This window comes from Terrimonas sp. (genome assembly GCF_003075435.1).
Classification (GTDB): domain Bacteria; phylum Bacteroidota; class Bacteroidia; order Chitinophagales; family Chitinophagaceae; genus Agriterribacter.
Genome location: NZ_QCZJ01000006.1, coordinates 92,057 through 117,441, shown reverse-complemented (window position 1 = coordinate 117,441; position 25,385 = coordinate 92,057). Strand labels below are relative to the sequence as shown.

The 25,385-nt window shown below is 40.0% G+C and carries 22 protein-coding genes and 1 tRNA gene; 9 read left to right on the top strand and 14 right to left on the bottom strand.

From position 1 onward, the window contains the following. Positions 1–26 precede the first annotated feature (26 nt). Complete coding sequence (locus tag DC498_RS08835; protein ID WP_116873785.1) at positions 27–515, top strand: nuclear transport factor 2 family protein; 489 nt, start codon at positions 27–29, stop codon at positions 513–515. Positions 516–835: 320 nt separating this feature from the next. On the opposite strand, the gene DC498_RS08830 is transcribed toward DC498_RS08835, so the two are convergent. Both DC498_RS08830 and DC498_RS08825 read right to left on the bottom strand, forming a co-directional pair. Beyond that, on the bottom strand, positions 836–1,699 hold the full coding sequence (locus DC498_RS08830) for a hypothetical protein (RefSeq protein WP_116873784.1): 864 nt from the start codon (positions 1,697–1,699) through the stop codon (positions 836–838). Between the two features lie 47 nt (positions 1,700–1,746). After that, complete coding sequence (locus DC498_RS08825; protein WP_116873783.1) at positions 1,747–2,451, bottom strand: hypothetical protein; 705 nt, start codon at positions 2,449–2,451, stop codon at positions 1,747–1,749. Positions 2,452–2,551: 100 nt separating this feature from the next. On the opposite strand from DC498_RS08825, the gene DC498_RS08820 reads away from it, so the two are divergent. Beyond that, positions 2,552–3,550: a 2-hydroxyacid dehydrogenase gene (locus tag DC498_RS08820; RefSeq protein WP_116873782.1), complete on the top strand. Its 999-nt coding sequence runs from the start codon at positions 2,552–2,554 to the stop codon at positions 3,548–3,550. A gap of 71 nt (positions 3,551–3,621) precedes the next feature. Here DC498_RS08820 and DC498_RS08815 read toward each other — a convergent pair whose 3' ends face one another. After that, positions 3,622–5,175 (bottom strand): carbohydrate-binding domain-containing protein, encoded by a 1,554-nt coding sequence (locus DC498_RS08815; protein WP_116873781.1) that lies wholly within the window; start codon positions 5,173–5,175, stop codon positions 3,622–3,624. A gap of 323 nt (positions 5,176–5,498) precedes the next feature. Between DC498_RS08815 and DC498_RS08810 the strand changes: the two genes are divergently transcribed. From DC498_RS08810 to DC498_RS08795, 4 genes are all read left to right on the top strand, one after another. Beyond that, positions 5,499–6,074, top strand: coding sequence for an RNA polymerase sigma-70 factor (locus DC498_RS08810; protein WP_116873780.1), 576 nt, complete (start codon positions 5,499–5,501; stop codon positions 6,072–6,074). Between the two features lie 56 nt (positions 6,075–6,130). After that, on the top strand, positions 6,131–7,105 hold the full coding sequence (locus DC498_RS08805) for a FecR family protein (RefSeq protein WP_133176803.1): 975 nt from the start codon (positions 6,131–6,133) through the stop codon (positions 7,103–7,105). Between the two features lie 15 nt (positions 7,106–7,120). After that, on the top strand, positions 7,121–8,947 hold the full coding sequence (locus DC498_RS08800; protein ID WP_133176802.1) for an STN domain-containing protein: 1,827 nt from the start codon (positions 7,121–7,123) through the stop codon (positions 8,945–8,947). A 121-nt stretch (positions 8,948–9,068) separates the two neighbouring features. Next, a complete protein-coding gene (locus tag DC498_RS08795; RefSeq protein WP_116873777.1) occupies positions 9,069–9,497 on the top strand; it encodes a PepSY-like domain-containing protein in 429 nt (142 codons plus the stop codon). A 150-nt stretch (positions 9,498–9,647) separates the two neighbouring features. Here DC498_RS08795 and DC498_RS08790 read toward each other — a convergent pair. The 3 genes from DC498_RS08790 to recQ form a co-directional block, all read right to left on the bottom strand. Then, a tRNA-Phe gene (locus DC498_RS08790) sits at positions 9,648–9,723 on the bottom strand. 69 nt (positions 9,724–9,792) lie between these two features. Continuing rightward, positions 9,793–10,098: a hypothetical protein gene (locus tag DC498_RS08785; protein ID WP_206197563.1), complete on the bottom strand. Its 306-nt coding sequence runs from the start codon at positions 10,096–10,098 to the stop codon at positions 9,793–9,795. Between the two features lie 52 nt (positions 10,099–10,150). After that, on the bottom strand, positions 10,151–12,433 hold the full coding sequence (recQ, locus tag DC498_RS08780; RefSeq protein ID WP_116873776.1) for a DNA helicase RecQ: 2,283 nt from the start codon (positions 12,431–12,433) through the stop codon (positions 10,151–10,153). A 346-nt stretch (positions 12,434–12,779) separates the two neighbouring features. On the opposite strand from recQ, the gene DC498_RS08775 reads away from it, so the two are divergent. Continuing rightward, positions 12,780–13,742 carry a KpsF/GutQ family sugar-phosphate isomerase gene (locus tag DC498_RS08775; RefSeq protein ID WP_116873775.1) on the top strand — a complete coding sequence of 321 codons (963 nt, stop codon included), beginning with the start codon at positions 12,780–12,782 and terminating at the stop codon, positions 13,740–13,742. Positions 13,743–13,766: 24 nt separating this feature from the next. Continuing rightward, complete coding sequence (locus tag DC498_RS08770) at positions 13,767–14,849, top strand: mannose-1-phosphate guanylyltransferase (protein ID WP_116873774.1); 1,083 nt, start codon at positions 13,767–13,769, stop codon at positions 14,847–14,849. A gap of 23 nt (positions 14,850–14,872) precedes the next feature. Here the strand turns inward: DC498_RS08770 and DC498_RS08765 are convergent, their stop codons facing one another. The 6 genes from DC498_RS08765 to DC498_RS08740 form a co-directional block, all read right to left on the bottom strand. Continuing rightward, positions 14,873–15,991, bottom strand: coding sequence for a hypothetical protein (locus DC498_RS08765; protein ID WP_116873773.1), 1,119 nt, complete (start codon positions 15,989–15,991; stop codon positions 14,873–14,875). Positions 15,992–16,270: 279 nt separating this feature from the next. Further along, on the bottom strand, positions 16,271–16,852 hold the full coding sequence (locus DC498_RS08760; protein WP_116873772.1) for a DJ-1/PfpI family protein: 582 nt from the start codon (positions 16,850–16,852) through the stop codon (positions 16,271–16,273). Positions 16,853–17,003: 151 nt separating this feature from the next. After that, on the bottom strand, positions 17,004–17,582 hold the full coding sequence (locus DC498_RS08755) for a 5'-methylthioadenosine/S-adenosylhomocysteine nucleosidase family protein (RefSeq protein ID WP_116873771.1): 579 nt from the start codon (positions 17,580–17,582) through the stop codon (positions 17,004–17,006). Between the two features lie 620 nt (positions 17,583–18,202). Further along, positions 18,203–21,070, bottom strand: a complete 2,868-nt coding sequence (locus tag DC498_RS08750) for a PVC-type heme-binding CxxCH protein (protein ID WP_116873881.1) — start codon at positions 21,068–21,070, stop codon at positions 18,203–18,205. Positions 21,071–21,212: 142 nt separating this feature from the next. After that, positions 21,213–21,881, bottom strand: coding sequence for a hypothetical protein (locus DC498_RS08745; RefSeq protein WP_116873770.1), 669 nt, complete (start codon positions 21,879–21,881; stop codon positions 21,213–21,215). Positions 21,882–21,902: 21 nt separating this feature from the next. Next, a complete protein-coding gene (locus DC498_RS08740; protein WP_116873769.1) occupies positions 21,903–22,862 on the bottom strand; it encodes a hypothetical protein in 960 nt (319 codons plus the stop codon). A gap of 131 nt (positions 22,863–22,993) precedes the next feature. On the opposite strand from DC498_RS08740, the gene DC498_RS08735 reads away from it, so the two are divergent. Then, positions 22,994–23,173 (top strand): hypothetical protein, encoded by a 180-nt coding sequence (locus tag DC498_RS08735; RefSeq protein ID WP_116873880.1) that lies wholly within the window; start codon positions 22,994–22,996, stop codon positions 23,171–23,173. Positions 23,174–23,255: 82 nt separating this feature from the next. On the opposite strand, the gene DC498_RS08730 is transcribed toward DC498_RS08735, so the two are convergent. Next, the gene (locus DC498_RS08730) at positions 23,256–24,398 is read right to left on the bottom strand and encodes an acyl-CoA dehydrogenase family protein (protein ID WP_116873768.1); all 1,143 of its coding nucleotides are present in this window, start codon (positions 24,396–24,398) and stop codon (positions 23,256–23,258) included. A gap of 51 nt (positions 24,399–24,449) precedes the next feature. Then, positions 24,450–25,355, bottom strand: a complete 906-nt coding sequence (locus tag DC498_RS08725) for a helix-hairpin-helix domain-containing protein (RefSeq protein WP_165813798.1) — start codon at positions 25,353–25,355, stop codon at positions 24,450–24,452. Between the last annotated feature and the right edge of the window lie 30 nt (positions 25,356–25,385).

The following is a 25,385-nucleotide window of genomic DNA, read 5'->3' as shown; positions in this document are numbered from 1 at the left end:
TTTTGTTTTTATAATTTTTCTTTTTTATGCAGGATAACAAACTAATAATTGAACGGTTTTATACAGCATTTCAACAAAAAGATTTCGCCGACATGAATGCCTGCTATAGTGATGATATTGTATTCAGCGATCCTGTATTTATGTTGCTGAAAGGTGACCAGGTAAAATGCATGTGGGAGATGCTTTGTAAAAACGCGAAGGGGTTTTCTTTAACCTTTTCGGATATAGCATTGCTGGATGAAGAATATGCCACCTGCAAATGGCAGGCAAGCTATATCTTTTCCAAAACCGGCAGAAAAGTGGTTAATAACGTTAAAGCCTACATGAAACTGAAAGATGGTAAAATCGTTGAGCACAGCGATGCTTTCCGTTTAAGCACATGGATTAGCCAGGCGCTGGGCTGGAAAGGCGCTTTATTTGGCTGGACAGGCTTTATGAAAAGAGCTGTGCAGAATAATGCAAGAAAGACGTTGCTGAAGTATATGGAAGGGGAATTTGAAAATGAGGGAATTTGAAAATTTGAAAATGGGAGAAATAATGTGGAAGTGTGGAAATGTGAGCCTGACTTTATTGAAAGCCGATGTGGTAATTAATATAGTTTAGCATTATTCTACAGCGCTGCTATTCTGCTTTACAAGAAGCCGCCCGGTGTCTACCTGTATACACAAATAACTACTTTTTAATATTGAATTATATCTCAGCGCAATTCAGGTGCAGCACACCTTGATATTTGCAGTAAGCCAAAAACAATATATTAGAAAGCCGCAGAGCGGCGTAATATTAATCCGGAGCAATATAATGCCGGGTTCCGAACCGTTGCTATGGGCTTCGGCAATTATTTTATATAAGTATAACTGATGGTGTATTCCTTAATATCATTACCACTGTGAACTATTTTCGCTATCGTGCCATCCTCGTTATAGTAATATTGCGTAATGCGTTTAATATCCTTTTTATGCCTATTTACGAACTGTATGCTGGGCTTGTGTTTTACAAGATATTTGAATTGTATACATTGCCCTAGCGTATTATACTCCCAACTATATCTATCGCCATCGGGCTTTCCTGTTTCAATAATTTTCCGATTGCCTTTTATTATTTTTTTAAATACATACCCTTGATTATCCCCTTCCGAGATACTATCTAAAAAACCATCAGCATCATAATAGTATCTGTTATTAAAAAGCACCCTGTCAGAATTTTCGCTTTTAAAATAAATTATTTGTCCTTTCTCATTATATTTTTCATGTTCAATTATGGAATCAGGCGCATTAGATTCAATTTGGCTCAACGTAATGTACTCCCATTCATATTCATTCATCGGCGTTCCTTTATACACTATAAAAGCATTTTTAAAAGTATGTTTCCTAAATATTATTCTACCATCGGCATTGTATATCACCGTATCACTATCACAAAATGCAACCTGGGTGGAGTTTTCTTTCCAAAAGCAGGTAACTGTTTTATTTACTTTCCCATTGGTATTTATAGTACGATTCTGAGTATCAAAAGTTTTAACAATCCTCGAATTTGAATTTACAGTTTGTATTTCTTTTATGCCGGCTTTACGCAAAATTGCGCTGCTGTTAATTAAAGTATCATTTTCTATGCCGACTGGCATTACCCTTGGAAATCCTTGTGCTTTAGTTCCAAATGGTGAAAGCCATATTATTGTTAGCGTAACAATTAAATATTTCATAAGCAGCTATTAGTTGATAAAGATGATTCAATTACACGAATTATCAACTACAATCTTAATCCAAGCCTGATGCCTAAAACTATATTGCCAATTGTTCCGCTATTCTCCTGAAATGATGCGCCTTGTTTAATTCCGCTTATTGTAATATCTGAAGGCTGTTCTAACTCATCTGTGATATAATCATATTCCCGGAACCTGTTTTTAATTGTTCTGCTTAAGAGTCCGATGCCGCCATAAAAGTTAGCCACAAACCTTTTCTTTGTTACCTGGATACCAAAAATGGCATTAATGCCCCAGGCTTTTTTGTATGCTGCAAAAGAATCATTATATAAAACAGCATCGTTGGGTTTATAATACTGAGCCGAAGAATTATACCTGTTTTGCCTGTAAAAAATATTCAATGAAAGATATTTTTCTGCCCATGCCCTGTTCGGCTTATTGTAATTCCTGTAATTCCTGAACAGTCCGTAATATCTCCCCTCAATACCAACACGGAAGCCATTCCATTTTACCATACTTGTGTCCAGCTTTGACAGCCTTGGCGCATAAGGCTGAATGCCTGCTTCGGGAGAGAGGGAAAAGTGTTTTGATAATCTTTTTTCTAATGAAAGCTGGGCGAGAGGAAATGTAAGATCATTGACCAGGGTAAGCATATCCAGCTTCAGGATCAAGGGTTTTTCATCAGTCGCATACTGGGCTTTAACCTCGCAGGAGATAATGAAAAAGAAAAGGAACAGGGATGTGCATTTCATATACAAGAGCGAAACTATAGTTGATGTATTACGGCGCTGACACAAGAAATTGCAGGAGTGTTGCTTTTCCTCATCATTTTTTCTTCCCTATTTTTGTTTTATGAAAATTACATTCTTTTCCACCCAACCATACGATAAGATCTTTTTCAATAAATATAATGCTGATCATGGCTTTGAGCTGGAGTTTTTCGAAACGCATCTCGGCCCGCATATTGTAAATGCTGTTGATAAAGCAGGTGCGGTGTGCGTTTTTGTAAACGACAGGGTGATTCCTGAAGTGATAAAGGTATTGGCTGAAAAGGGTGTTAAGATCATAGCCCTGCGCTGCGCCGGCTTTAATAATGTAGACCTGGAAGCCGCAAAACAATATGGGCTGAGGGTTTGCCGTGTTCCGGCATACTCACCCGAAGCGGTAGCTGAACATGCCCTTGCTATGATCCTTACACTGAACAGGAAAACACATAAAGCCTATAACAGGGTAAGAGAACAGAATTTTTCGCTGAATGGGCTGCTGGGTTTTAATCTTCACGGTAAAACAGTTGGCGTTGTTGGCACAGGCAATATAGGTAAAGCGTTTTGCAATATTATGCAGGGACTGGGTTGTAAGGCGCTGGCTTTTGATATTGCGCAGGATGAAACGCTTATTAAAGCAGGTGTTACTTATTTGCCGCTGGAAGAAGTTTTACAGCAGTCTGACATTATTTCATTGCATTGCCCGCTTAATGATAAAACCAAACACCTCATAAACGCTGCTTCCATCAGCAGCATGAAAAAGGGCGTTATGATCATTAATACCAGCAGAGGTAAACTGATCAATACAGAAGATGCGATAGATGCGCTTAAATCAAGGCACATTGGTTATCTCGGTATAGATGTATATGAACAGGAAGAGAAATTGTTTTTTAAGGACCTGAGCGCAAGCATTATTGAAGACGATATTATACAGCGACTGATGAGCTTCCCTAATGTATTGGTAACAGCTCACCAGGCCTTCTTTACGGAAGAAGCGCTTAGCCAGATAGCGGTTAAAACGTTACAGAATATAAAAGAGCTGGCCACAGGCACAACAATACCCAACGACCCGGCAATAATGATCTAAAAAAACATGTGCAGCCATAAAGACTGCACATTCAGACACAACCAAACAAATACACCTTATATATAGCTATATTATCCTCTGCTGATCGTTCCGCCAATTTGCGTAACAACACTGTTGGTAGTAAAGCTTGCAGAAGATGTTCCCTTCGTATATGTTCCGCTGGTATACACACCGTGTGTTTCTTCGCCGGATGCTACGCTTCCACCGGTATATACCTTGTATGTAGTGCCTGCACTTAACTTAGTGCTTGCAAAAAGCATGGTAGTATATGTGGTAGGGCTTAAAAACGTAAGCACTTCTTTGCCAGATGCATCTTCTATGTGTATGATCTGGCTGGCATTGCCACCACCCATTATTACCGAATATGTTGTTGATACGCTTGCGCTTGGCGCACTGGTTGCGCCTCCGGTACCAATTACAAGGCCTCCGGTAATTTTAACTGTTCTTGCATCACAATCAATACCGGCTTCGGGAGACCTGGCGCCAATGGCAATTACCTTACCGCCTGTTACCGTGAATGTGCCGTTGGAATCCATCGCGTCATTACCTGTGCTGTATGCATACACTGTGCCTCCGTTAATATAAATCGCATCGCCTGCATTTAATCCGTCGTCTGCCGTTTGCACAGCTATATTGCCGTCATTTATGGTCAACACGCTTTTACTTTCAATGCCCTCTCCTTCGCTGGTTGTAACTGTAATAGTGCCGCCATTTATCGTTACATAAGGTGTTATGGACGCATCGCTTTCTTCATAAGAAGCAGCAATACCATCATCAGCAACATCCAATGTAAATGTGCCGTCGTTGATAATAATAAACCCTTCTTCTGCTTCTATGCCATCGCTTGAAGCCTTAATAGATAAGGTTCCGCCATCTGCAATAAAGGCGTCATTCGTATGTATGCCATCTGTTGCAGCGCCGCTGATGGTAATATTACCAGAACGCACACGCACATAATCATCACTGCAGATGGCATGCTTGTAGTTTCCTTTCACAGTAAGACTGCCCGCTCCACTGAATATGATCTGCCCTTCGCTGAACAGTGTACCTTTCATATCCTCCTCACCTGTAGCCGTAGCATATGTTGCACCATCGGTAAGCGAGCTGGTGCTATTGTCCGCAAGCACAATAAATGCTCTTTTTGATGATTGAATGTTTATCGCAGGGCCATCTGCGTTTGTAATAGAAACGCCATTCAATGTAAGCTTAAATTTATTATCACTATAGATTTTTACTGAACCGTCGGTTGTAGTTCCGCTCAACACATATTCCACTTCTTTAACGGTAGAAGTGATCACTACATCAGATCCTGTTTGCGTAACAGTAACCCCTGAAGCAGAGAGCGGGTTGGTTATGGTTATCGAAGTTCCAAAATCAATAGATACAGTACTGCTAAATGTGCTGTTCTCTACGAGGTCATCTTCATCCGCGCCGGTTTCTGTTGAGCCTTCAGCCGTGCCGGAAGTATAAGCCGTTTCATCAATGGTAACGGTACCGGAGCCGCCGTCTGTATCATCATCGCCCGTTACATCATTTTTTGAGCAACTGTATAAACCTGTAAACATCATGCCTGCAATTGCACAGGCGCAAATAAACTTTAATGATAGCATGTTTTTGAATTGCATATAAAGGGTATTTAAAAAATAGTGATGCGGCAACTATTAAAATCATCCGCTTTGAGCAACAAAAATTGCAAGAAAAATTATGCAGGAAAATTAATTGCGATTAACCACGGAATTTCTGCGGCAAACAGGTAAGCGCTTTAACAGGTTTTAACAAATAGCAAGTACTTGAAATGCAGGGAGGCTGGCTCAGATCAGTTTTAGCAATTATTTCCTCATCATTAATTTTTAAACCAGGATAAGGGTATCTATTCCTTCGCTTGTCATATAATAAAAGGTATTAACTGGAAGCGACTATCTTTGATACAGGATATAAGAAAGCAACGGTGAAACAAGCACAAACCGGGAGTAAGGATACTAAGTCTGCAGTAACAGCATCTTCTTTTGAAACAATCTTTAAAACTCTTTACAAAGAATTGTTTGGTTATGCGTGCACACTTATTAAACATGAGCCGGCTGCAGAAGGAATAGTGCAACAGGTGTTTTTAAATCTGTGGGGCAACAGAGATACGCTGGTAATAGATATTTCCATAAAAGCATACCTGTATAAATCGATTTATAATTACTGTCTTAATTACCTGAAGCATCAGCAGGTGAGATCGGTACACGAAAAATATATTGCAAAACAACTGCCTGCTCATGCAGATAATGCCGAAGCCAAAGTGCTTGGCGAAGAATTAAGATCGCACATACATGAAGCATTGAATGCGTTGCCTGAGCAGTGCGGCATTGTTTTCAGGATGAGCAGATTTGAAGGACTGAAATACCAGGAAATAGCTGATAAACTTGGGCTTTCCGTTAAAACCATAGAGGTGCAGATGGGCAAAGCTTTGCGCCTGATGCGGGCAAGGCTTGCAGAATACCTGTCAATAACAATTGGGATAGTTATGCTTACCGGATAGTTTCCATCATTATTTGCATGATAGTATTTAGTTTATATACCATACAAACGTAAAAATTGAAGCAGGCCGAAAACGATAAAATGAATGAGCTGATGGCAAAATATCTTGCAGGAGAAGCTTCTCCTGCCGAGGTTACTGAAATGCTTTTATGGATAGACAGCAGCGAAGAGAACCGCAACTCTTTTGAACAACTCTCTGTTATATGGAACGAAAGCAATGTTGCCGGATATAACAGCATAGCAGTTAATGAAAATGCAGCATGGGATAAATTCCTGCACAGCATTCAGTCCTCTGCTCCGGTCCACATTATAAGGTTCCATTGGTGGAAGCTGGTTGCGGCCATGATCATAATAATCGCCGGAGCTTCAATAGTATACTTAATTAATAATGCAAAAAGCAGGAGTGGAGAAGAAATTGTAGTGAATGCTTTTAACCAGGTAATTACAGATACCCTGCCGGACAAATCGGTAATAACGCTTAATAAACAAGCGGAGCTTTCATACCCGGCAGTCTTTAACAAAAAACAAAGGAATGTCAGGTTAAAAGGTGAAGCCTTTTTTGATATACGCGCAGACAAAAACAAACCTTTTATTATAGATGCCGGCAATGTAAAAGTTAAGGTAGTGGGTACTTCATTTAATATTAAAGCCGGCGATTCAACAGTGGAGGTGATCGTTCGTTCAGGTATAGTAAAGGTTATTCGTGGCGAGGAAATAATAGCGTTAAAAAAAGGAGAACAAACAACCATAGCTGGAAACGCTGCCCCAATGGAAAAAAACAATAGCACCGACCAGCTTTTTAATTACTATGTAAGTAACACTTTTGTTTGCGATAATACACCGCTGTGGAAACTGGTTGATAAACTGAATGAAGCATACAGCACTAATATCATTATAGAACGGAAGGCGTTAAGAAATATGCCGCTGAATGTTACTTTCAAAAATGAATCACTGGATACCATTTTTGAAGTGCTTTCTCAAACCCTGCTGCTAAAGGTTATAAAAAAAGGAGACGATATTATTTTACAATAATTTTAAAGACGGGATATGAATATTAAAAGAAACAGGCGACACCTGTTATGGTGTATGTTATGCTTCATTGCATTCAATAGTTTCTCACAAAATATATTGAACAGGGAAATATACGCTAACATCAGGCAACAGCGACTGGATGATGCTTTAGCTATCATCAGCAACAGCGCTGAGTTTAATTTTTCCTATAGCAGTAATATTATTAAAAGAGACAGCCTTGTTAATCTTACAGCAGGGTATTATACCATCAGGGAAGCGCTGACGCAATTGCTGGGCAGCGGTTATGAATACAAGGAAAGCGGGAACTATATTATACTCAGGCTTGTAGCAATAAAGCTTACATCAATTGTGCAGCAAAGCCCTGGCACAGATAACAATATTGTTATTACCGGCTATATTGTTAACGGAGAAACAGGAGAAAAGATAAGCAACGCCAGCATCTATGAACCACTGCACCTTGTGTCTTCACTTAGCGATGCGCAGGGAAAGTTTTCTATTAAACTTAAAAGCAGGCACCGTTCTGCTTCATTATCTGTAAGCAAAGATTTTTTTGAGGATACTACGGTAACCATCCGTCCGGCATATAATATGCAGCTTGAAATAGCGCTGATACCTGTTGTAAACGCTAACATTCAATCCACTTCCAGCATTTACCAAACTACAGGCGACGGACTGGAAATTCCAAGGCTGGATACCGGTAATATACCCGATATTGAAAGGCAGCGGGCTGTTGAACAAACACGATTGGCCAGGCTTTTTTTAACAGCAAAGCAAAAAGCCCAAAGTCTGAATATCAGGGATTTTTTTACGGAGAAATCGATACAAGTGTCAATAGTGCCGGGATTAAGCACTAATGGAAATATGAGCAGCCAGGTGATCAGCAAATTTTCTTTCAACGTTTTGGGGGGATATACCGGCGGCGTGGAAGTAGCAGAGCTTGGAGGCATATTCAATATAAACAGGAAGAATACACAGTTTGTGCAGGCAGCCGGTGTATTTAACCTTACCGGTGGCAACGCAAAAGGAGTGCAGGTGGCAGGTGTGCACAATACCGTATTGCAGCAAATGAATGGCATACAGGTTGGCGGAGTATCCAATCATGTTAAAAGTAATGTTACCGGAGCACAGATAGCCGGGGTATCAAACATTACAGGCCATGATGTAAACGGTCTTCAACTGGCCGGAGTAAGCAATCATAATAAAGGCAGGTTAAAAGGCATGCAGTTATCAGGCGTCGGCAATTTCAACAAAAAAGAAGTGGATGGTATCCAGTTAAGCGGTATAGTAAATTATACAAGAAAGTTAAACGGTGTTCAGATTGGGTTGATAAATATTACAGACAGCTCTGATGGATATACCATAGGATTGATCAATATTGTGCTTAAAGGCTATCACAAACTTTCCATATATACCAATGAAACTACCAATATGAATATTGCTTTTAAAACAGGCAGCAGCAAATTATATAGCATTCTGCAGGCAGGAACAAATGCAGGTAACAAAAACGGGAAACTGTATACCGCAGGATATGGACTAGGCACTGACATAAAATTGCTGCCCTGGTTATCTGTAAACCCGGAACTAAGCACTTCGCTGGCATATCTTGGCGAATGGGAATACACCAACCTTTTAAACCGGTTTAATCTCCAGTTTAGTGCAAGTATAGGGAAAAAGATATCACTTTTTGCCGGTCCGGCTTTTACATTATACTACAGTAATCAAACAGCAGCTGTTGATGGCTATAAAAACCCCGCTATACATAGTGCTGCCAAAAGAAATATGTTCAATAATAACAGGCTCAGCGGATGGATAGGATGGAATGCCGGAATTAATTTATTCTGATCCTTTCTACATTGTGATGGTCATTATTCTTTAACAAATTTTCACAAATGCCAGTAAGGGTATAATCATTTGTGATTGTCATAGCTTCAGCAAATCTATTTATTGAACAAAAAGAATAATCATGAAAAGAATCTTCCTGTTAATGACGGCTTTTGTTTTGGTACTGACTTCATGCGACAAAGAAAAAGTAGTATCATCTAATGATCTTCCTGCTACAAGCACCAGCTATATACATACTCATTTTGCAGGGCAGCAAATACTTCAGGCCGTTAAAGAAGTAGATGATTTGAAAACAACGTATAAAGTTTACCTCAGCAGCGGAACCAAACTTGAGTTTAACCGTAATGGCGAAGTTTTTGATATTGAAAGTAATGACGCGTTGCCATCCAGCGTAATACCATCTTCTATCCAGGCGTATGTAACAACAAATTACCCCATATTACATATTAAGGAATGGGAACTTGATAAAACCACGCAGGAAGTAAAATTATCCAATGGATTGTCGCTCGTATTTGACAAAAACGGAACTTTTTTGAGGATAGATGATTAACGGAAAGATAATCTCAGTCAATAAAATAAGGGAGGTAACAGTTAAATCTTAACTTAAAAAATCATTTCTTACCCCGGCTCTCAAAATTAAAAATCAAAGCATAAAAAAAGCCTCAAATGTGTACTTGTACTGCATTTGAGGCTTTTGTGTTGGTGGTGTGGGGCGGGATCGAACCGCCGACACAAGGATTTTCAGTCCTTTGCTCTACCGACTGAGCTACCGCACCATCCTGCCCACTTTTTCAAGCGGGCAGCAAAAATAGGGGTTTTAACTTTATTGAGAAAGTTTTAAAGAACTATTTCTTCTTTTTGAGTGCTGTTTTTTTTGCAATTTTCTTCGCTACTTTTTTCTTTGGCGCTGCTTTCTTAACTGCTTTCTTTTTTGGTACAGCTTTTTTAGCAGCCTTTTTCTTTGGCGCTGCTTTTTTCTTTGCTGCCGCTTTTTTGGCAGCAGTCTTTTCTGTGGCGCTTTTTTTCTTTAAATCTGCCCTATGGGCTCTTTCAAAGGTTTGGATGTCTTTAAATCTTCCACTTGCGTCTCTTACAGCATATAACTTTTTGCCTGCAGAGCTGCGATGTGTAGTACGTCTTGCTTTAGCCATCGTTATTAAATTTAAATGGTTAGAAAGTAGAATTACCTGTACAAGTTACAGATTACATCCCGTACTCATTCAAAAATTTGATGCGCATAATTTTCAACTGCTCCCAGGTATAATTGCCATCGCTGAGTTCCTGCTGTGCTACCTGCAATGAAGATGTTTCACAGCTTTTAAAATAATCGAGAATATCATCCTGGTCGTATTCATCTACCATTTCATCAATGGCATAATCCAGGTTCAGCTTTGTACCACTTGCAGCTATGGTTTCCATTTCTTCCAGCAAGGCATCGAGGCGGAGATCTTTATTTTTTGCAATTGATTCCAGCGGGATTTTTTTATCTGTTTGCTGAATGATATATACTTTTAACCCGCTCTTATTCACCACGCTTTTCATTACAAAATCATCCGGGCGTTCTATATTATTTTCTTCCACATAACTGGCTATCAGCTCAACAAATGGCTTACCATAGCGCAGCGCTTTACCCTTACTAACACCCTGGCATTTTTCCAGTTCAGTTATTGTAGTTGGATACATTATGGCCATATCCTGTAAAGAAGTTTCCAGGAAAATTACAAAAGGAGGCAACCCTTTTTTCTTAGCTTCCTTCTGGCGGAGCTCTTTCAGCATTTCAAATAATTTATCGTCGGTGCCGCCGCCTGCATTCGCTTCAGATGCACCTTCCTCATCGTCTTCATTCGCGTCTTCAAACTGGTTGTTCAATACTATCTTGAAAGAAACCGGCTTTTTGAAGAACTTTTCTCCCCTTACACTTATTTTTAAAACCCCGTATTCTTCTATGTCTTTTTCCAATAATCCTTCCAGCAGCATCTGGCGAATTAATGAATTCCAGTAATGATCAGGCTGGTCATTGCCTGTTGCAAATTCAGGCAGGCCGCCATGGCGATACATATTGATCTGCGGCGTTAATCTTCCTGTAATTATGTTCACCACATAATCTGTTGCAAAACGCTCATCTAATTTCTTCACCACTTTTATTACTTTCACTACATCATCTTTTGCTTCTATTTTTTCTTTAGGGTGAAGACAATTATCACATTGTCCGCAATTTTCTTCTGTATACTCTTCACCAAAATAACTCATCAATACTTTTCTGCGACAAACACCTGCCTCTGCAAAAGCCACCGTTTCGCTGATCAGCTGCGCGCCAACTTCTCTTTCGCTTAATGGCTTATCACGCATCAGGTGCTCCAGCTTGGCTACATCTTTATGTGAGTAGTATAGAATACATTTCCCTTCCAGTCCGTCGCGGCCCGCACGGCCGGTTTCCTGGTAATAATTTTCAATAGACTTAGGAATATTAAAGTGTATCACAAACCGGATATCCGGCTTATCAATACCCATACCAAATGCGATGGTGGCTACAATTACCTGTACATCTTCATTCAAAAATAAGTCCTGTCGCTCGGCTCTCAGCTTACCATCAAAACCAGCATGATAAGGAACAGCCTTAATACCATTTGCAACCAGGATGTCGGCCAACTCTTCTGTTGTTTTGCGGTTAAGGGTGTAAATGATCCCGCTCTTGCCCTTCATTCCCACAATAAACTTTACAATGCTTTTTATGGTTTGCTCTTTTTTAATCTTGGGCTGTATCTCGTAGTAAAGGTTGCTGCGGTTAAAAGAAGAAATAAAAACCTTTGGATTACGCAGGTCAAGATTTTTAATAATATCGCTTTGTACTTTTGGGGTAGCCGTTGCCGTGAGTGCAATTACAGGTATATCCGGGTTTATTTCCGTCATCATTTCACGCAGGCGGCGGTACTCAGGACGAAAATCATGCCCCCATTCTGAAATGCAATGTGCTTCGTCAACAGCAAAAAAGGAAATATTAAGATTGCGGAAAAAATCCAGATTCTCCTGTTTGGTTAATGTTTCAGGCGCAACATATAAAAGTTTTGTTTTTCCACTCAGCAAATCATCCTGCACCTCTTTTATTTCTTTTTTATTCAGCGTAGAATTTAAAAAATGCGCCACATCATCATTACTGCTATAGCCGCGAACCAGGTCAACCTGGTTCTTCATAAGCGCAATAAGCGGAGAAACAATTATTGCACAACCAGGGCTTAACAATGCAGGCAACTGGTAACATAAACTTTTACCACCACCTGTTGGTTTTATTACAAAAGTATCATTGCCTGCAAGCAGGCTTTCTATTACGGCTTTTTGATTACCCTTAAAAGATTTAAACCCAAAATATTCCTGTAGTCCGGCTTCTAAATCAATTTTGCTTTTTTTAGCAGAATCTGCTTTTATAGTTCCGTTGGTTTTGGCAGGTGCTTTTGTTTTTGGAGTTGTTTTTTTTGTTCCTGTTGACATGTCATTTCTATTTTCCGCACTTTGCACGACTGTTCATGCATTTTTAAAAAGTAGGCGAAGTTACTATAATATATGCTTTTTGCGAAGGCTAACAAGGCTTTATTGCAATACATTAACTGTTAATCAGATATATAGCATTCCACTATTAAGATATGAAAAAAAAATCATCTGATAAGCATTCCTGATATATAGGATGCATTCCAAATTGTCGCTGCAATTTTAATTACCCTCACCCTTCCCTCTCCGCGCAGCAGGAAAAGCGATGCGGCAATTTGGAATGCATCCTGGATATACCCTCATGTTTTGTGAACCATTATTTTTCAAGTAGGTTTGCGGAACTTTTTACATGAGCCTGATTGATATTCAAACAATAGCGAAGCGCACTATTCTACTTGAAGCGAAGTCGGTTGAGCATCTTACTCAATATATTGATGATCAATTTGAGGAAATTGTAAGACTGATGGCTGCATGCAAGGGCAAAATAGTTATAAGCGGCATCGGTAAAAGCGCATTGATTGCGCAAAAAATAGTGGCTACTTTAAATTCAACCGGCACGCCATCCGCTTTTTTACATGCTGCAGAAGCTATCCATGGTGACCTTGGTATTGTACAGCCGGGCGATATTGTATTGATGATCAGCAAAAGCGGTGAAAGCCCGGAAATAAAATTATTACTCCCGTTAATCCGCAATTTTGGCAACACGGTAATTGCAATGACAGGCAATCTGCAATCTTTTCTTGCAACACATTCGGATCATATATTAAATACAAGTGTAGCACAGGAAGCCTGTCCTAATAATCTTGCACCAACTACCAGCACTACTGCCCAACTGGCTATGGGTGATGCTCTAGCAGTATGCCTGATTGAAAATAATGGATTTACGAGTGACGACTTTGCAAAATTCCATCCCGGCGGCACATTAGGCAAAAGGCTTTATCTTAAAGTAAGCGATTTGCTTGCGCGTAATGTTTTACCCCGGGTAGAAATGGACGCCGATCTGAAAGACATTATTATAACCATTACCAAATTCCGCATGGGCGCAACTGCTGTAATAAAGGATAATGCTATCTGCGGAATAATTACAGATGGAGATTTGCGACGGATGCTGCAAAAAGGGGAAAATCTTGCCGCTGTAAAAGCAGCAGATATTATGAGCGGAAACCCTAAATGCATAGAGGAAGATCAACTGGCGGTATCAGCGCTGGATTTAATGCGGAAAAATGATGTAAGTCAGTTATTGGTTACAAGAAATAAAGTATACATTGGTGTCTTACATTTGCATGATCTTGTAAGAGAGGGCATCATATAAATCAGAAATTATCGTTAGCAGATTATGAATAAGAATCATTACGTGGCAATTATGGCCGGAGGGATTGGGAGCAGGTTTTGGCCGATGAGCAGAACATCTTATCCCAAACAGTTTTTAGATATACTGGGAACGGGCAAAACGCTTATACAACAAACCTTTGATCGTTTTGCGGATTTTATTCCTGCAGAGAATATATATATAGTTACCTCAGAAGAATATATACCAATTGTAAAAAAACAGCTGCCTGGGGTACCTGAAAATAACATTATAGGAGAGCCTTCACGCAAAAATACTGCACCCTGTATAGCATATATTGCGCATAAGCTCAATAAAATAAATCCTGAAGGTTGCCTGATTTGCGCACCTGCTGACCATCTGGTGCTGGAGCAAATTGCCTTTAAAAAAGTATGTATTGAAGCGTTGAATTTTGTTCGTGTAAATAACGCATTGGTTACGCTTGGTATTAAGCCTACACATCCCAATACAGGTTATGGTTATATTCAGCATGAGCAATATGAGGTAAGTGATAATGTATACCAGGTTAAAACGTTTACCGAAAAACCCAACCTTGAAATAGCTAAAACATTCCTCGCAAGCGGAGATTTTTTATGGAATGCCGGCATATTTGTTTGGAAAGTGAAAAATATTTTGCAGGCCTTTGAAAAATATCTTCCTGAAATGAATGAGCTTTTTGTTGCAGAAGAAAGCAAACTGAACACAGCAAATGAAAAGCAGGCTATAGAGAAGATATATCCGCTTTGCTCCAGTATTTCCATTGACTATGGTATTATGGAAAAGGCAGATAATGTTTACATCATTCCTTCAAGCTTTGGATGGAGCGACCTGGGAACATGGAATTCCGCCTATGAAAATATAGACAAGGATAATGCAGGCAATGCAGTTTCAGGTAAAAACACAATGCTTATAGATTCTTCAAACAATATGATCCATGTAGAACAGGAGAAATTGATTGTACTACAGGGAATAGATAATCATATTATAATTGATACAGGTGATGTACTGTTGATCTGCAGCCGTACTAAAGAGCAGGAAATAAAAGAATATGTTGCCGAAATAAAAAGAAGCAAAGGAGACAAGTTCCTTTAATAGGCTGATTACCTGTCTCCGGGTTAGTTTGCAAATTGGCGGCTGATTATTTCACCATTCTGTACTATCGTTAAAATTTGTATGCCTGGCGTATTGTTACGGTTAACCTGAATGGTTTGCACACCTTTTACCAGGTTACTGTTTTGCTGAGTAATTATTTTACCATCCATGGTAAGCAACATAATCTTTGCATTACCATTTGAAGTTGTATTTACCCGGGCAATGACCTGCCCACCTGTTGTGGTTATGTTATTTATAGTAAATCCTCCGTTATACTGTACCTGTAATTTAAGTATATCAGAATAAGTGATGGTACCATTCAATTCTGTAGACTTTATACGATACCATACAAAAGATCCTGTTGTGGTTCTTGTATCGGTGAATGTATAATCAGCAGCTTCATGCCTGTAAACTTTATCTACTGTAAAAAAGCCTGTACCATTATCAGAACGTTCAACTTCAAAATAATTTATAGTGCTGTATTGGTCAACCGACCAATATAATGAAGTATTATTCTCTGCATTTGATTTTCCTGTTAAAGCAGTAAAATGGATAGGTAACAACATCAATCCTTTTATTGCGATGTTATCATAAACAAAACGGTTTAATCCTCCCGGGTTGTTAAAAACATCATATCCATATAAGCGGAAGGTTACAGGGGTCGTAAGATTTTGAAATGCTAACCCCAGGCTTACACTTATAGTTGGAGTAGAATTAAGTGCAATAGAGCCGCTGCCCAAATTTGCAGCATAACCATCCACACTTGAACGTAATGACCACTGACGCGGGCCCGCTCCTGAAGGAGAACCGGTTGTGCTCCTGCGTATATTCAGTTCCACGGATGTAAGGTTTAAAGTATATCCTGCATTAGGGGTAATGGTAAATTGCAGATACATGCTTGTATTTATTGCACCTGTTGGCCATCCATTTTCGCCATAATAAACAGTGCCGCCATTATACGCTCCTGAAGGAACAGAAGAGCTGAGCGAAGCTGCACTAACGGTAGTATTTGCGGCAGCAGTACCGCTGAGTGTATTATTAAAGTTCCAGTTACCTACGGTTTGAGACCAACCTGTTGAAAAAATCAGGCAAAAGATGACGGTCAGGAAACTGGCAGATACACCGTTAAAAGAAATACGCATAAAAAAGGGTATAAGGTTTTTAAAACAGACCTGGCCTAAGCCAGGTCTGGCGCATGATAGTAAGTAGCAAAATGATAGGTGTATACTCTTACGACTAAATAAACGCCAAACTTTATGAAAATAGTATAAACACTTAGCAATAATTAAGTGTTTAGCAGGGCAGTTTTAATTAATTGAGATTAATCAACAACGGAAAGGGCTATTGTATATATAATAGTGGTTTTATAAAAAAGCGTTGCCGGAAATCCGGCAACGCTTTTCAATTATAACACCAACTTTTTAAATACCGGCAATGCTTACTCCCAGTAATTTAAAGAACTCCTTTAAAATAGCAGGGTGCCCCGGCCATGCCGGTGAAGTGGTAAGGTTTCCTTCGGTAATCGCATCTGTAACAGGAATATCTTTCCATGTGCCGCCGGCACGAACAATATCAGGACCTACTGCCGGGTATGCAGTTAATGTTCTGCCTTTTACCACATCCGCTGCCGTTAAAATTTGAATACCATGACAAATAGCTGCAACGGGTTTATTTTTTTCAAAAAAGTGCTGTGTATATGATATTACTTTAGCATTAAGACGGATGTACTCCGGCGCCCTGCCTCCGCAAATGTATAAACCATCATAATCTTCAGGATTAATCTTGTCGAAACTTGCATTCAGGGTAAAGTTATGTCCCCTTAATTCGGCATAGGTTTGAAAACCAATAAAATCATGAATTGCAGTAGCCACATTTTCACCTGATTTCTTATCAGGGCATACCGCATGTACCTCAAAGCCCACAGCCTGTAAAGCCTGAAACGGGACCATAACTTCATAGTCTTCCACAAAATCGCCAGCCAGCATTAAAATTTTTTTTGCCATATTATTGTTTTAATGATGAAAAATCAGATTGTGTATTATAATGTCTATGCAAAATTACAACCACACATTTGCAATGCAACTTACATTATCGGGTTTTAAGGTGATGCGTTGTAATGTATCTTTAACATTATTAAAATCAGTTGCTGCAACCTTATAGCGATAAAATTTTTTTAAATGCAGATGCGGCATTGTGCACTTCCACCATCCAGTCGCCGGCAGCCATTCCATCAGCACCATCTGAAATATATTTAAGGCACAGAAATGGTATTTCTTCTTTCATTGCTATATATGCCAACGGATATGCCTCCATATCTACCACATCATAATCATCGTTTGCGTGTGCCATTTCAAAACTGTCTCCCGTTCCGCAAACAGCCTGGCTTAAACCCTCCAGCGCCAGGCCATATTCCAGCAAAGGCAGTTGCCCGGAAAGAGGGGTTTCATAAAGTTGAAATCCAAGTCCCCTCACATCCATATCTCGTTGAATAAAGCCGGTGCAGCACACTACGCTTCCTTTGTTAAACTTTTTACTTCCTGCAGAACCAAGATTAATTATTAATGAAGGTTTGTGTTGAAAGATACTTTTAGAAAGCTGATATGCAGCATTCACTTTTCCAATGCCACATATTAATACGTTGTGATCATCAAACTCATGTGCAGCTTCTGAAGGAAGCGCAAAAACAAAAAGCGGATTCTGCTGTAAACGTTCGGCAATATTTGCGGTAATCATTATCAAAAATCAACGAAAATAGGAAATGCTAAATTTCTCGCAAAGAAGAAGTTATAGCGCTATCATAAAATTGATTTTACCTGGATAGCGCAGGAGAAAACCATAGATATGAAACACTGCTTATCGATATTATTCTTCCGGAAATCGAAGCCTTTTCTTTCTTTATCGAATTAAGTTTCAGAACCCCTGGCTGTTTAGCATCTTTGTGTTGTCAATGACGATGACAATATCCAAATCCACTGAAAAACAAAAAACCGGGAAAAACAGCCATAGCAATCCATATCTACCGAAAACCTTGCAACACCTAAGAAAAACTGAAAATCCAGATCCGGCGAAAAGCAAGATTCCCAATCCTTCAGATCACCAATCTTAATCCAATCCTGAAACAACCAGCAAAAACCTTGAAAACACGTTAAACCAATACCAGGGAAAAGCACAACCTCAAACCTTATAACCACTAACCTGTGAACCGGAAATCGTCAGTATCTTATTAAACCAAAGACATTATACTCCTGATACGATTTCAACATAATTAAGCCATGCTTGCCCAGCATGGCTTTTTATTTCAGTTAAACTGAACCAGGAAATTATTGCCTGGTGTGTTAATGATTATTTTATTCTTAATGCTTCATAGGCGTATCGCTTATTGCCATCAAAATATCGTGATTGGTTTCTTTGCCTTTGTCCTTGCTCAATTCAGTTATTAGCTGCTGAATAATGGCTTTTGATTCGTCCGTATTCATAGCTTTAATTCTCATAGCGGTAAACTTAAGTGTATTTGGCAGGGCAGTTTGTTTAGCTATCTCCAGCGCTTTGGCAGCATTTGTTGGAACTAGGGGTTCAAATGCATACCATATCATCAACGGAAGGTTACTGTCATCCTTATCTTCGCTATGCTGGTAAAGCGATGCTACAACAGACCAGCGCTTTTCAGGCGGCGTGCGCTGCATTGCTGAAGCAAGATATAATCTTACCATTGCTGAAGTATCAAATTTTGCCATTGTTGCAAATCTTGCCAAAGCTGCATCTGATGGGTCACTGTCTTCAACCAATAATTGTATTGCCCAGCTTCTCAGGTATTCGCTTTCATGATTAAGCAATTGTATTAAATCTTCTTCTTTCAAACCTTTGGTTACATACAATGCCCATAAGGCGCGAAGCTTTCTCGTTACATCAGGATACTCACTCAATATTTTTTTCAGCGCTATATGCACCTGTTCGCTTGGACCGCGCTGCTCTAACAGCAGCCTTGACTGACGAACATACCAGTCATTCCTGTTGAGCTGATTTTCTACAAGCTCCAGGTCTGTTGCTTTTGATAAATCAACTTTTACAAATTTGTCTTTAGCGTTACTGATTTTAAAAATGCGGCCCAGGCTTTTATCATGCACATCAGGATTAGGGCTGTGACATTGATTTTTGTCATACCAGTCAATAGCATATATTGAGCCTGATGCATCGTACCTGAAATTCAACCATTGCGACCAGGCATCATTTGTCAATAAAAAGTCTTTGCCGTGATGCCCAACATACCCGGAACCTTTTCTTACGATCTCATCAATATCTACCCTGCTGCCGTGTATGCTGTTCATGAAAATATCGTTACGGTATTGAGCAGGCCAATTATCTCCACCCAAATAAAACATAGCACCGGCATGCGCGTGCCCGCCACCTTTACTTGCTGATCTGCCATTGCCCGCATGTGGCCCCTTGTCGCCAACCCAGTGCACGTGATCGGCGGTGTTTTGCAGATCACCATAGGTATATTCAGGATGTTTCCCTCCCTGGCGTATATATCTTCCTCCCTGTATCATGTGGTATAAATGCGGCACCACGCAGGCTGTAATAAATGCGTGTCCATAATCATTAAAGTCAACGCCCCAGGGGTTGCTGGTGCCTTCGGCAAATACTTCAAATTTTTTAGTGATGGGATGTAAACGCCAGACACACGCATCGACTTTTACGCGTTCATTTGCAGGCGTGCCGGGCTTACCCACATTTGAATGTGTAAACACACCATGCGTTCCGTACAGCCAGCCATCAGGGCCCCATTGCAAACTATTAAGTGTTTCATGGGTGTCTTCGTATCCCCAGCCATCAAGCACAATTTCAGTAGGACCAGTTGGTCTATCGGTATCAATATCAAAAGGAATGAATAATAAATTTGGCGCGGCACCAACCCACACACCGCCCATGCCCACTTCAATACCGCTCACCAGGTTCATCGTATCTAAAAATATCTTCTTGCTGTCCAGCTTACCGTCACCATCGGTATCTTCAAAAATCGAAATAATATCTTTTCCCTGCCCCTGTGGTGCACGAACAGGATAGGTGCGAGATTCCACCACCCATAAGCGGCCCTTCCAGTCAATGGTAAAAGCAATGGGCTTTATTACCTGTGGTTCTGAGGCGGCGAGTGTTACAGAAAATCCTTCAGGAAGCTCTATTGCCTCTGCAGCTTTTTCGCCCGACAATCCGGCATATTTGATTGGATCAAGCGGTGGTAGTACAACGATATCACTCGGTTTGAGCTCATTATCAAATTTTGGCCTTGTTGTATAAAATTCAAAATCATCAAAGTTGATATGCGACCATATATCTTTTCCAATATAAGGTATAGGAGAAATGCCGGTTTCGTTATCAACAAGCCGTATATATATTTCTTTATTCAATAGCTTACGCAGATCAACCACAACCGGGCGAAGGGTTGCCCTTCCGGTGCCAGGTATCTGGAAGAAAACACTGTCGTCATTTTTGCGTACCAGCTCCACTCTTGTATCCTGCAAAGCGCCGCCTGAAACTTTAAATGCCGCGTAAGGTTGTGTTACTTTAAAAGCTACAGAAGTTAATGTGCCGGTTTTGGCATGTCCCGTCATACCGCCACTGCTTACAAAATACTTTCCTTCTTTATTTACAGGCAGGTATTTAGCCTGGATTTGCGAAGAGTCTACGGCAATAATGCCATTTGTAAACGCATCTCCTTCTGCTGTCCAGTCCTGTAATGTTCCTTTCTCAAAATTCAGGTTAAGCGGTTTGCCGTCTTTTACAGGAAGCCTGCCTTTGGGTGTTGCCGCTGCAACGGTAATATTACTGGTTATTACAATTTTACCAACCATGCCGGCTACCCTATGTCCCGGGATAGAGCAGAAGTAGGTATCATTTTGAGTTGCTGTAAAAACAATAGCTGTTTTTGCTCCTTTTTCTATAATGGTTTTGGTTTTGATATTTAATTTCTCAATGGCAATATCATGGGTCATTAACTCCCCGTTTACAATAGTGATACGAACCCGCTCTCCTTTTTTAGCTCTCACTATGGGATTGCGTGTTCCATCATTTGACATATAGCCGGTCATTTTTGCTTCAAACGTATATTCACGGTCAACCTTACCCCTGGTTTGAGATTCAGGCTGCTCTTTAAGATCATGCTGCTGGGCATACAAATGGGCACAGGAAAATAATACTGCAAAACAAACGATATACTTTTTCATTTTCGAGGAACTTATGAATTGAGCTTTATAAAATTTAAAACTTGTGGCAGCGATGCTGAAGTTATGCATACACAAAATGCAATTGATAGAACTAAAGGTAGGAAAACAGGTAAAATTTATTGCAAACAGGCAGACAGGTTGTTTATTTTTCTTTTGACAGCCTCTTCAGCTTCTCAAATTCAGTTTCAATCCGCTTTTGTTCATCCTGCAGGTGATCCCCCGCAAAAGGGGCACCGCAATCTTCATTATTTACCTGGTGAATTAGTTTATTATTGATAAAATAACTCCTGTCTTCTGTTATGGTTGATTTTTTAAAATCAAACGCTTCCGTATCATTGTTTTCCTTCATAACAGTTGAGTCGTAAAATATTGGCCTGTTATACCGGAATGTCTTTTCAAATACAAAGGATAGTTTATTATCCTGGAGATAATATTCCGCTAACTGCTGAAAAGTTTCGCCTAATTGGCGCACAACAATTTTTTCCAGCTTCCCGTCTTTGTAATAAAATTTTGCCTCACCGCCTTCGCCGGCATCTATGTCTTTTGTATCAATAGTACTCCAGCTTGCAATGGTGCTTATGCGTTTGAGATTTTCCCTTACGGGTTTTAATGTATCTCTCAAAAAATCATTCGCCGGAATATCATCATCGTTAGCACCTTGTTTAAGAAGTGTTACGGTATCTGCTTCCATGCTGTCAATGTCAACATTTGCAAGGCTGTCGTCCTTTTGATGAACGCTGTCTCCTGTTCCGTTGCTACACCCGGCAAAAAATGCAAAAATGAGGATGTACCAAAATTTTTCAATGTGCATAAGGCAGGTTTGTAACAAGGCTTATTCAGGCACTTCCACCACCGTCCAGTTATTGCTTCTCCTGTTCCACAAAACAGAATAATCTTTACCGTGTTTGAGTTTAAACGTTCTGTATCCGTTAAAGTATTTAAGCCGTAGCCAGCCGTAGTTGTATATATCGAACTTGAATACGAATGCCTGCCCGGCAGGTATCTGCACCTGTTGAAAATTTCTGCCATCATCACTCAGTAATATGGTTTCTGTTTTATTGCTTTGAATAGTAAGCGCAATCCAGCTTGGGTCATTTTGAGGAGTGCTTGTGTTGCCTGAATTTGTAGGCGGCACAGGCGCCGGATAATTAGGCTGTGGTGTTGGCGCCGGTGCAGGGGAGGGGTTTGTATTTCCAGGAAATTTATCGGGTGTGTTAGTAACCGTTGCTTTAGCTGCATTCCACCCTTTTGTTATTGCGTTCACCCTGTCTGTTTTGCCCGGATGAGAAGAGCTGCCCTGGTCTGTTGCAATGGCTTTCATGGCAGCAATAGACTGCTCAAGCGTTGCGCCGAGTTTTGCCATTACATAACCGGAAAAAGCATCCGCTTCAATTTCTTTAGGCGGAGTACTCCCACTACTGCTTACAACATGATTGTAATAATGATGACCCATTTCGTGCGCCAGCACACTTACAGAAGCCCATTTGGTAGATGTATATGCGTCAAGGTCTTCCAGGAAATCATTGTCATATACTATCCAGCGTGCATTATTAATGATAGTAGCGTAAGCATTGCGTATACCATTCTGTTCGCGGATATTAAAATTCTCTTTCCATTGTATGGTATCGAGCATATTTTTTAAAATATCTCTTGCTTCATATACCGATTGAAATTTTGAGGTGATCAAAGAACGGGGAGGAACTTTAAATCCGCAACCGGTAATTTTTTGAGCTGAACTTTGGGTCAGGGAAAACAATAAAACCAAAGCAAGCAGAAGGTTTCGCTTTTTCATGTTTACAAAGAGGGTCTTAATTTTTACAATTGATAATAAATATAATCATTTCCTGCCGGCAAAAACAAAGGCATGATTGGCGCGAAAGGATATTTATTTATTATACCTTCATTTTAAATAACCTACGCAGTATGAAAGAATTGATTGATCGTTTAACTTCTGAAGTTGGGCTTACCGAAGAGCAAGCTATAAAAGCAGTAACCATGATGAAAGATTTTGCAAAGGAAAAATTTCCATTGCTTTCCGGCGCTATTGAAAAAGTATTTACCAAGTATTCTTATAAAAAAGATGAGGATGATTTTCTTGCATAGTTTTTAAGTAACAGGTGTAAAAATTAAAGGCAGCCTTTTCAGACTGCCTTTCTTGTTCTCTCATGTTTTGCAAGCAATATTTTTATGCATTCAGCACTTCTCTCGCTATAACTATCTTTTGTATTTCACTCGTGCCCTCGCCAATGGTACACAACTTACTATCCCTGTAAAACTTTTCTACAGGAAAGTCTTTTGTGTATCCATAGCCGCCAAAAATCTGAACCGCGTCGTTTGATACCTTCACTGCTACTTCACTCGCATAATATTTTGCCATCGCGGCTTCTTTCGTCATGGGCAATCCTTTATTTTTTTTATCTGCCGCCTGTGAAATCAATAATTCTGCGGCCATAATTTCTGTTGCCATATCTGCTAATTTAAATGATATGGCCTGAAAGTTTGCAATAGGCTGATCAAACTGTTCACGTTCTTTTGAATACTTTAATGCGGCTTCATAAGCGCCTTTGGCAATGCCTAATGCAAGTGCCGCTATAGATATTCTTCCGCCATCCAATACTTTCAGTGATTGCTTAAAACCTTCACCCACATTACCCATCCTGTTTGCGTCCGGAATCCGGCAATTATCAAATATCATTTCAGCGGTTTCGCTGGCTCGCATACCGAGCTTGTTTTCTTTTTTGCCACCGCTGAATCCCGGCGTTCCTCTTTCTACTATAAAAGCTGTGGCATTGTTCTTTGCCCTGGGTTCTCCTGTTCTTGCAATTACTACCGCTATATTGCCTGATATGCCATGGGTGATCCAGCATTTTGTTCCATTCAACACCCAGTCATTGCCATCTTTTACTGCGGTTGTTTTCATATTACCGGCATCGCTGCCCGTACCGGGTTCTGTTAGCCCCCAGGCGCCTATATATTCTGCAGCAGTAAGTTTGGGGAGATATTTTTGTTTCTGTTCCTCATTACCAAATGCCAGTATATGACCAGTGCATAACGAATTATGCGCAGCAAGGCTCAACCCCACCGAACCACAAACCTTTGCCACCTCCTGTATTATCGTTGAATATTCATGGTAGCCTAACCCGGCGCCACCATATTTTTCAGGAACTAATACACCCATTAAACCCAGCGCCCCCATCTTCTTAAAAACATCTACCGGAAACTCCTGTGTTTCATCCCATTGCATTACATATGGCTTAATATGCTGTAAAGCAAAATCGCGGGTTGTTTCTCCTATCTGCCTGGTGATTTCATCTATTTCAAAATCCATAATCTTGTTTGAACAATGTAAAATAAGTTGTTTTAATCATACTAACAAACGTTAGTGAACGGTTATATACGGTTCTATCTTTTTAAATATCTCATCTGTTACCGCCTGTACCTGTTTTATAGCTTCAACCGATGTATAGTTTCCATGCTGGTTGCGATACTGGATAACGGCATTAGCTACCTGATATTTTATATAGGGATGCACTTTCAATTCATCAAGAGTAGCGGCATTGATATTTATCCTATGTATATCTTTTGAATCGCATACCAGCTTAGTGCGTATTTTCTGAAAAGTGGAATCAGGCAAACCATACACTTCCGCTACCTGGTCAACTGAATAAAAACCGCCAAGTTTTTGCCTGAAGTTTATAATACGGTTAGCAAGCTTACTGCCAATACCCGGCAAAGCAATAAACATAATTGTATCGGCCTTATTAATATCAATTGCTTTAATGTGCTTCTGTTCGTGCTGCACCGGCATTTCAACAGGTAGTTTTCCTTCTCTGTGATAAATACCTTCAATCTTTACATAGGGCGCCAGCCTCTCATAATCTGTTTTTCTTAATCCATATATTTTTGAAAGCTCTTCGGGCTTTCTGAACTTACCACCTTTATCCAGGTAATTTGTTATTGTGGCGATCGTTTTCTCTTGCAGTCCAAGCTTTTTCCACCCGGAAGCAGGAAGTGTATTAGGATCAAAATAAAACAATGATACTGCGATAGTGTTACCTCTTTCAACATAAGCATCATTGGCGTTCAATTCGGCTACAGTATCTTTTACTTGTAAAGCTGCTATCCGTGCTTTAAATGCTTCGAGGTTTTGAATATCGGTTTGATCGTTGGGAGAGAATGCCGCGGGCAAAAACCAAATGCCGGTTAAAATGATCAGCATGGTAATAATACCAATACGTTCCTTTTTAGTGAAGATAAAATACTCCTTCCATTGGTTAGCTTTCATACTGCAATAATGAGGTATGAAAGTTAATGA

Coding starts and splice junctions, on each gene's coding strand:
- DC498_RS08830 (WP_116873784.1), bottom strand. CDS start 1,699: ATGAAATATTTAATTGTTACGCTAACAATAATATGGCTTTCACCATTT.
- DC498_RS08750 (WP_116873881.1), bottom strand. CDS start 21,070: ATGAAAAAGTATATCGTTTGTTTTGCAGTATTATTTTCCTGTGCCCAT.
- DC498_RS08770 (WP_116873774.1), top strand. CDS start 13,767: ATGAATAAGAATCATTACGTGGCAATTATGGCCGGAGGGATTGGGAGC.
- DC498_RS08730 (WP_116873768.1), bottom strand. CDS start 24,398: ATGGATTTTGAAATAGATGAAATCACCAGGCAGATAGGAGAAACAACC.
- DC498_RS08760 (WP_116873772.1), bottom strand. CDS start 16,852: ATGGCAAAAAAAATTTTAATGCTGGCTGGCGATTTTGTGGAAGACTAT.
- DC498_RS08820 (WP_116873782.1), top strand. CDS start 2,552: ATGAAAATTACATTCTTTTCCACCCAACCATACGATAAGATCTTTTTC.
- DC498_RS08815 (WP_116873781.1), bottom strand. CDS start 5,175: ATGCAATTCAAAAACATGCTATCATTAAAGTTTATTTGCGCCTGTGCA.
- DC498_RS08775 (WP_116873775.1), top strand. CDS start 12,780: ATGAGCCTGATTGATATTCAAACAATAGCGAAGCGCACTATTCTACTT.
- DC498_RS08800 (WP_133176802.1), top strand. CDS start 7,121: ATGAATATTAAAAGAAACAGGCGACACCTGTTATGGTGTATGTTATGC.
- DC498_RS08745 (WP_116873770.1), bottom strand. CDS start 21,881: ATGCACATTGAAAAATTTTGGTACATCCTCATTTTTGCATTTTTTGCC.
- DC498_RS08795 (WP_116873777.1), top strand. CDS start 9,069: ATGAAAAGAATCTTCCTGTTAATGACGGCTTTTGTTTTGGTACTGACT.
- recQ (WP_116873776.1), bottom strand. CDS start 12,433: ATGTCAACAGGAACAAAAAAAACAACTCCAAAAACAAAAGCACCTGCC.
- DC498_RS08825 (WP_116873783.1), bottom strand. CDS start 2,451: ATGAAATGCACATCCCTGTTCCTTTTCTTTTTCATTATCTCCTGCGAG.
- DC498_RS08835 (WP_116873785.1), top strand. CDS start 27: ATGCAGGATAACAAACTAATAATTGAACGGTTTTATACAGCATTTCAA.
- DC498_RS08755 (WP_116873771.1), bottom strand. CDS start 17,582: ATGATTACCGCAAATATTGCCGAACGTTTACAGCAGAATCCGCTTTTT.
- DC498_RS08785 (WP_206197563.1), bottom strand. CDS start 10,098: ATGGCTAAAGCAAGACGTACTACACATCGCAGCTCTGCAGGCAAAAAG.
- DC498_RS08765 (WP_116873773.1), bottom strand. CDS start 15,991: ATGCGTATTTCTTTTAACGGTGTATCTGCCAGTTTCCTGACCGTCATC.
- DC498_RS08740 (WP_116873769.1), bottom strand. CDS start 22,862: ATGAAAAAGCGAAACCTTCTGCTTGCTTTGGTTTTATTGTTTTCCCTG.
- DC498_RS08735 (WP_116873880.1), top strand. CDS start 22,994: ATGAAAGAATTGATTGATCGTTTAACTTCTGAAGTTGGGCTTACCGAA.
- DC498_RS08725 (WP_165813798.1), bottom strand. CDS start 25,355: ATGAAAGCTAACCAATGGAAGGAGTATTTTATCTTCACTAAAAAGGAA.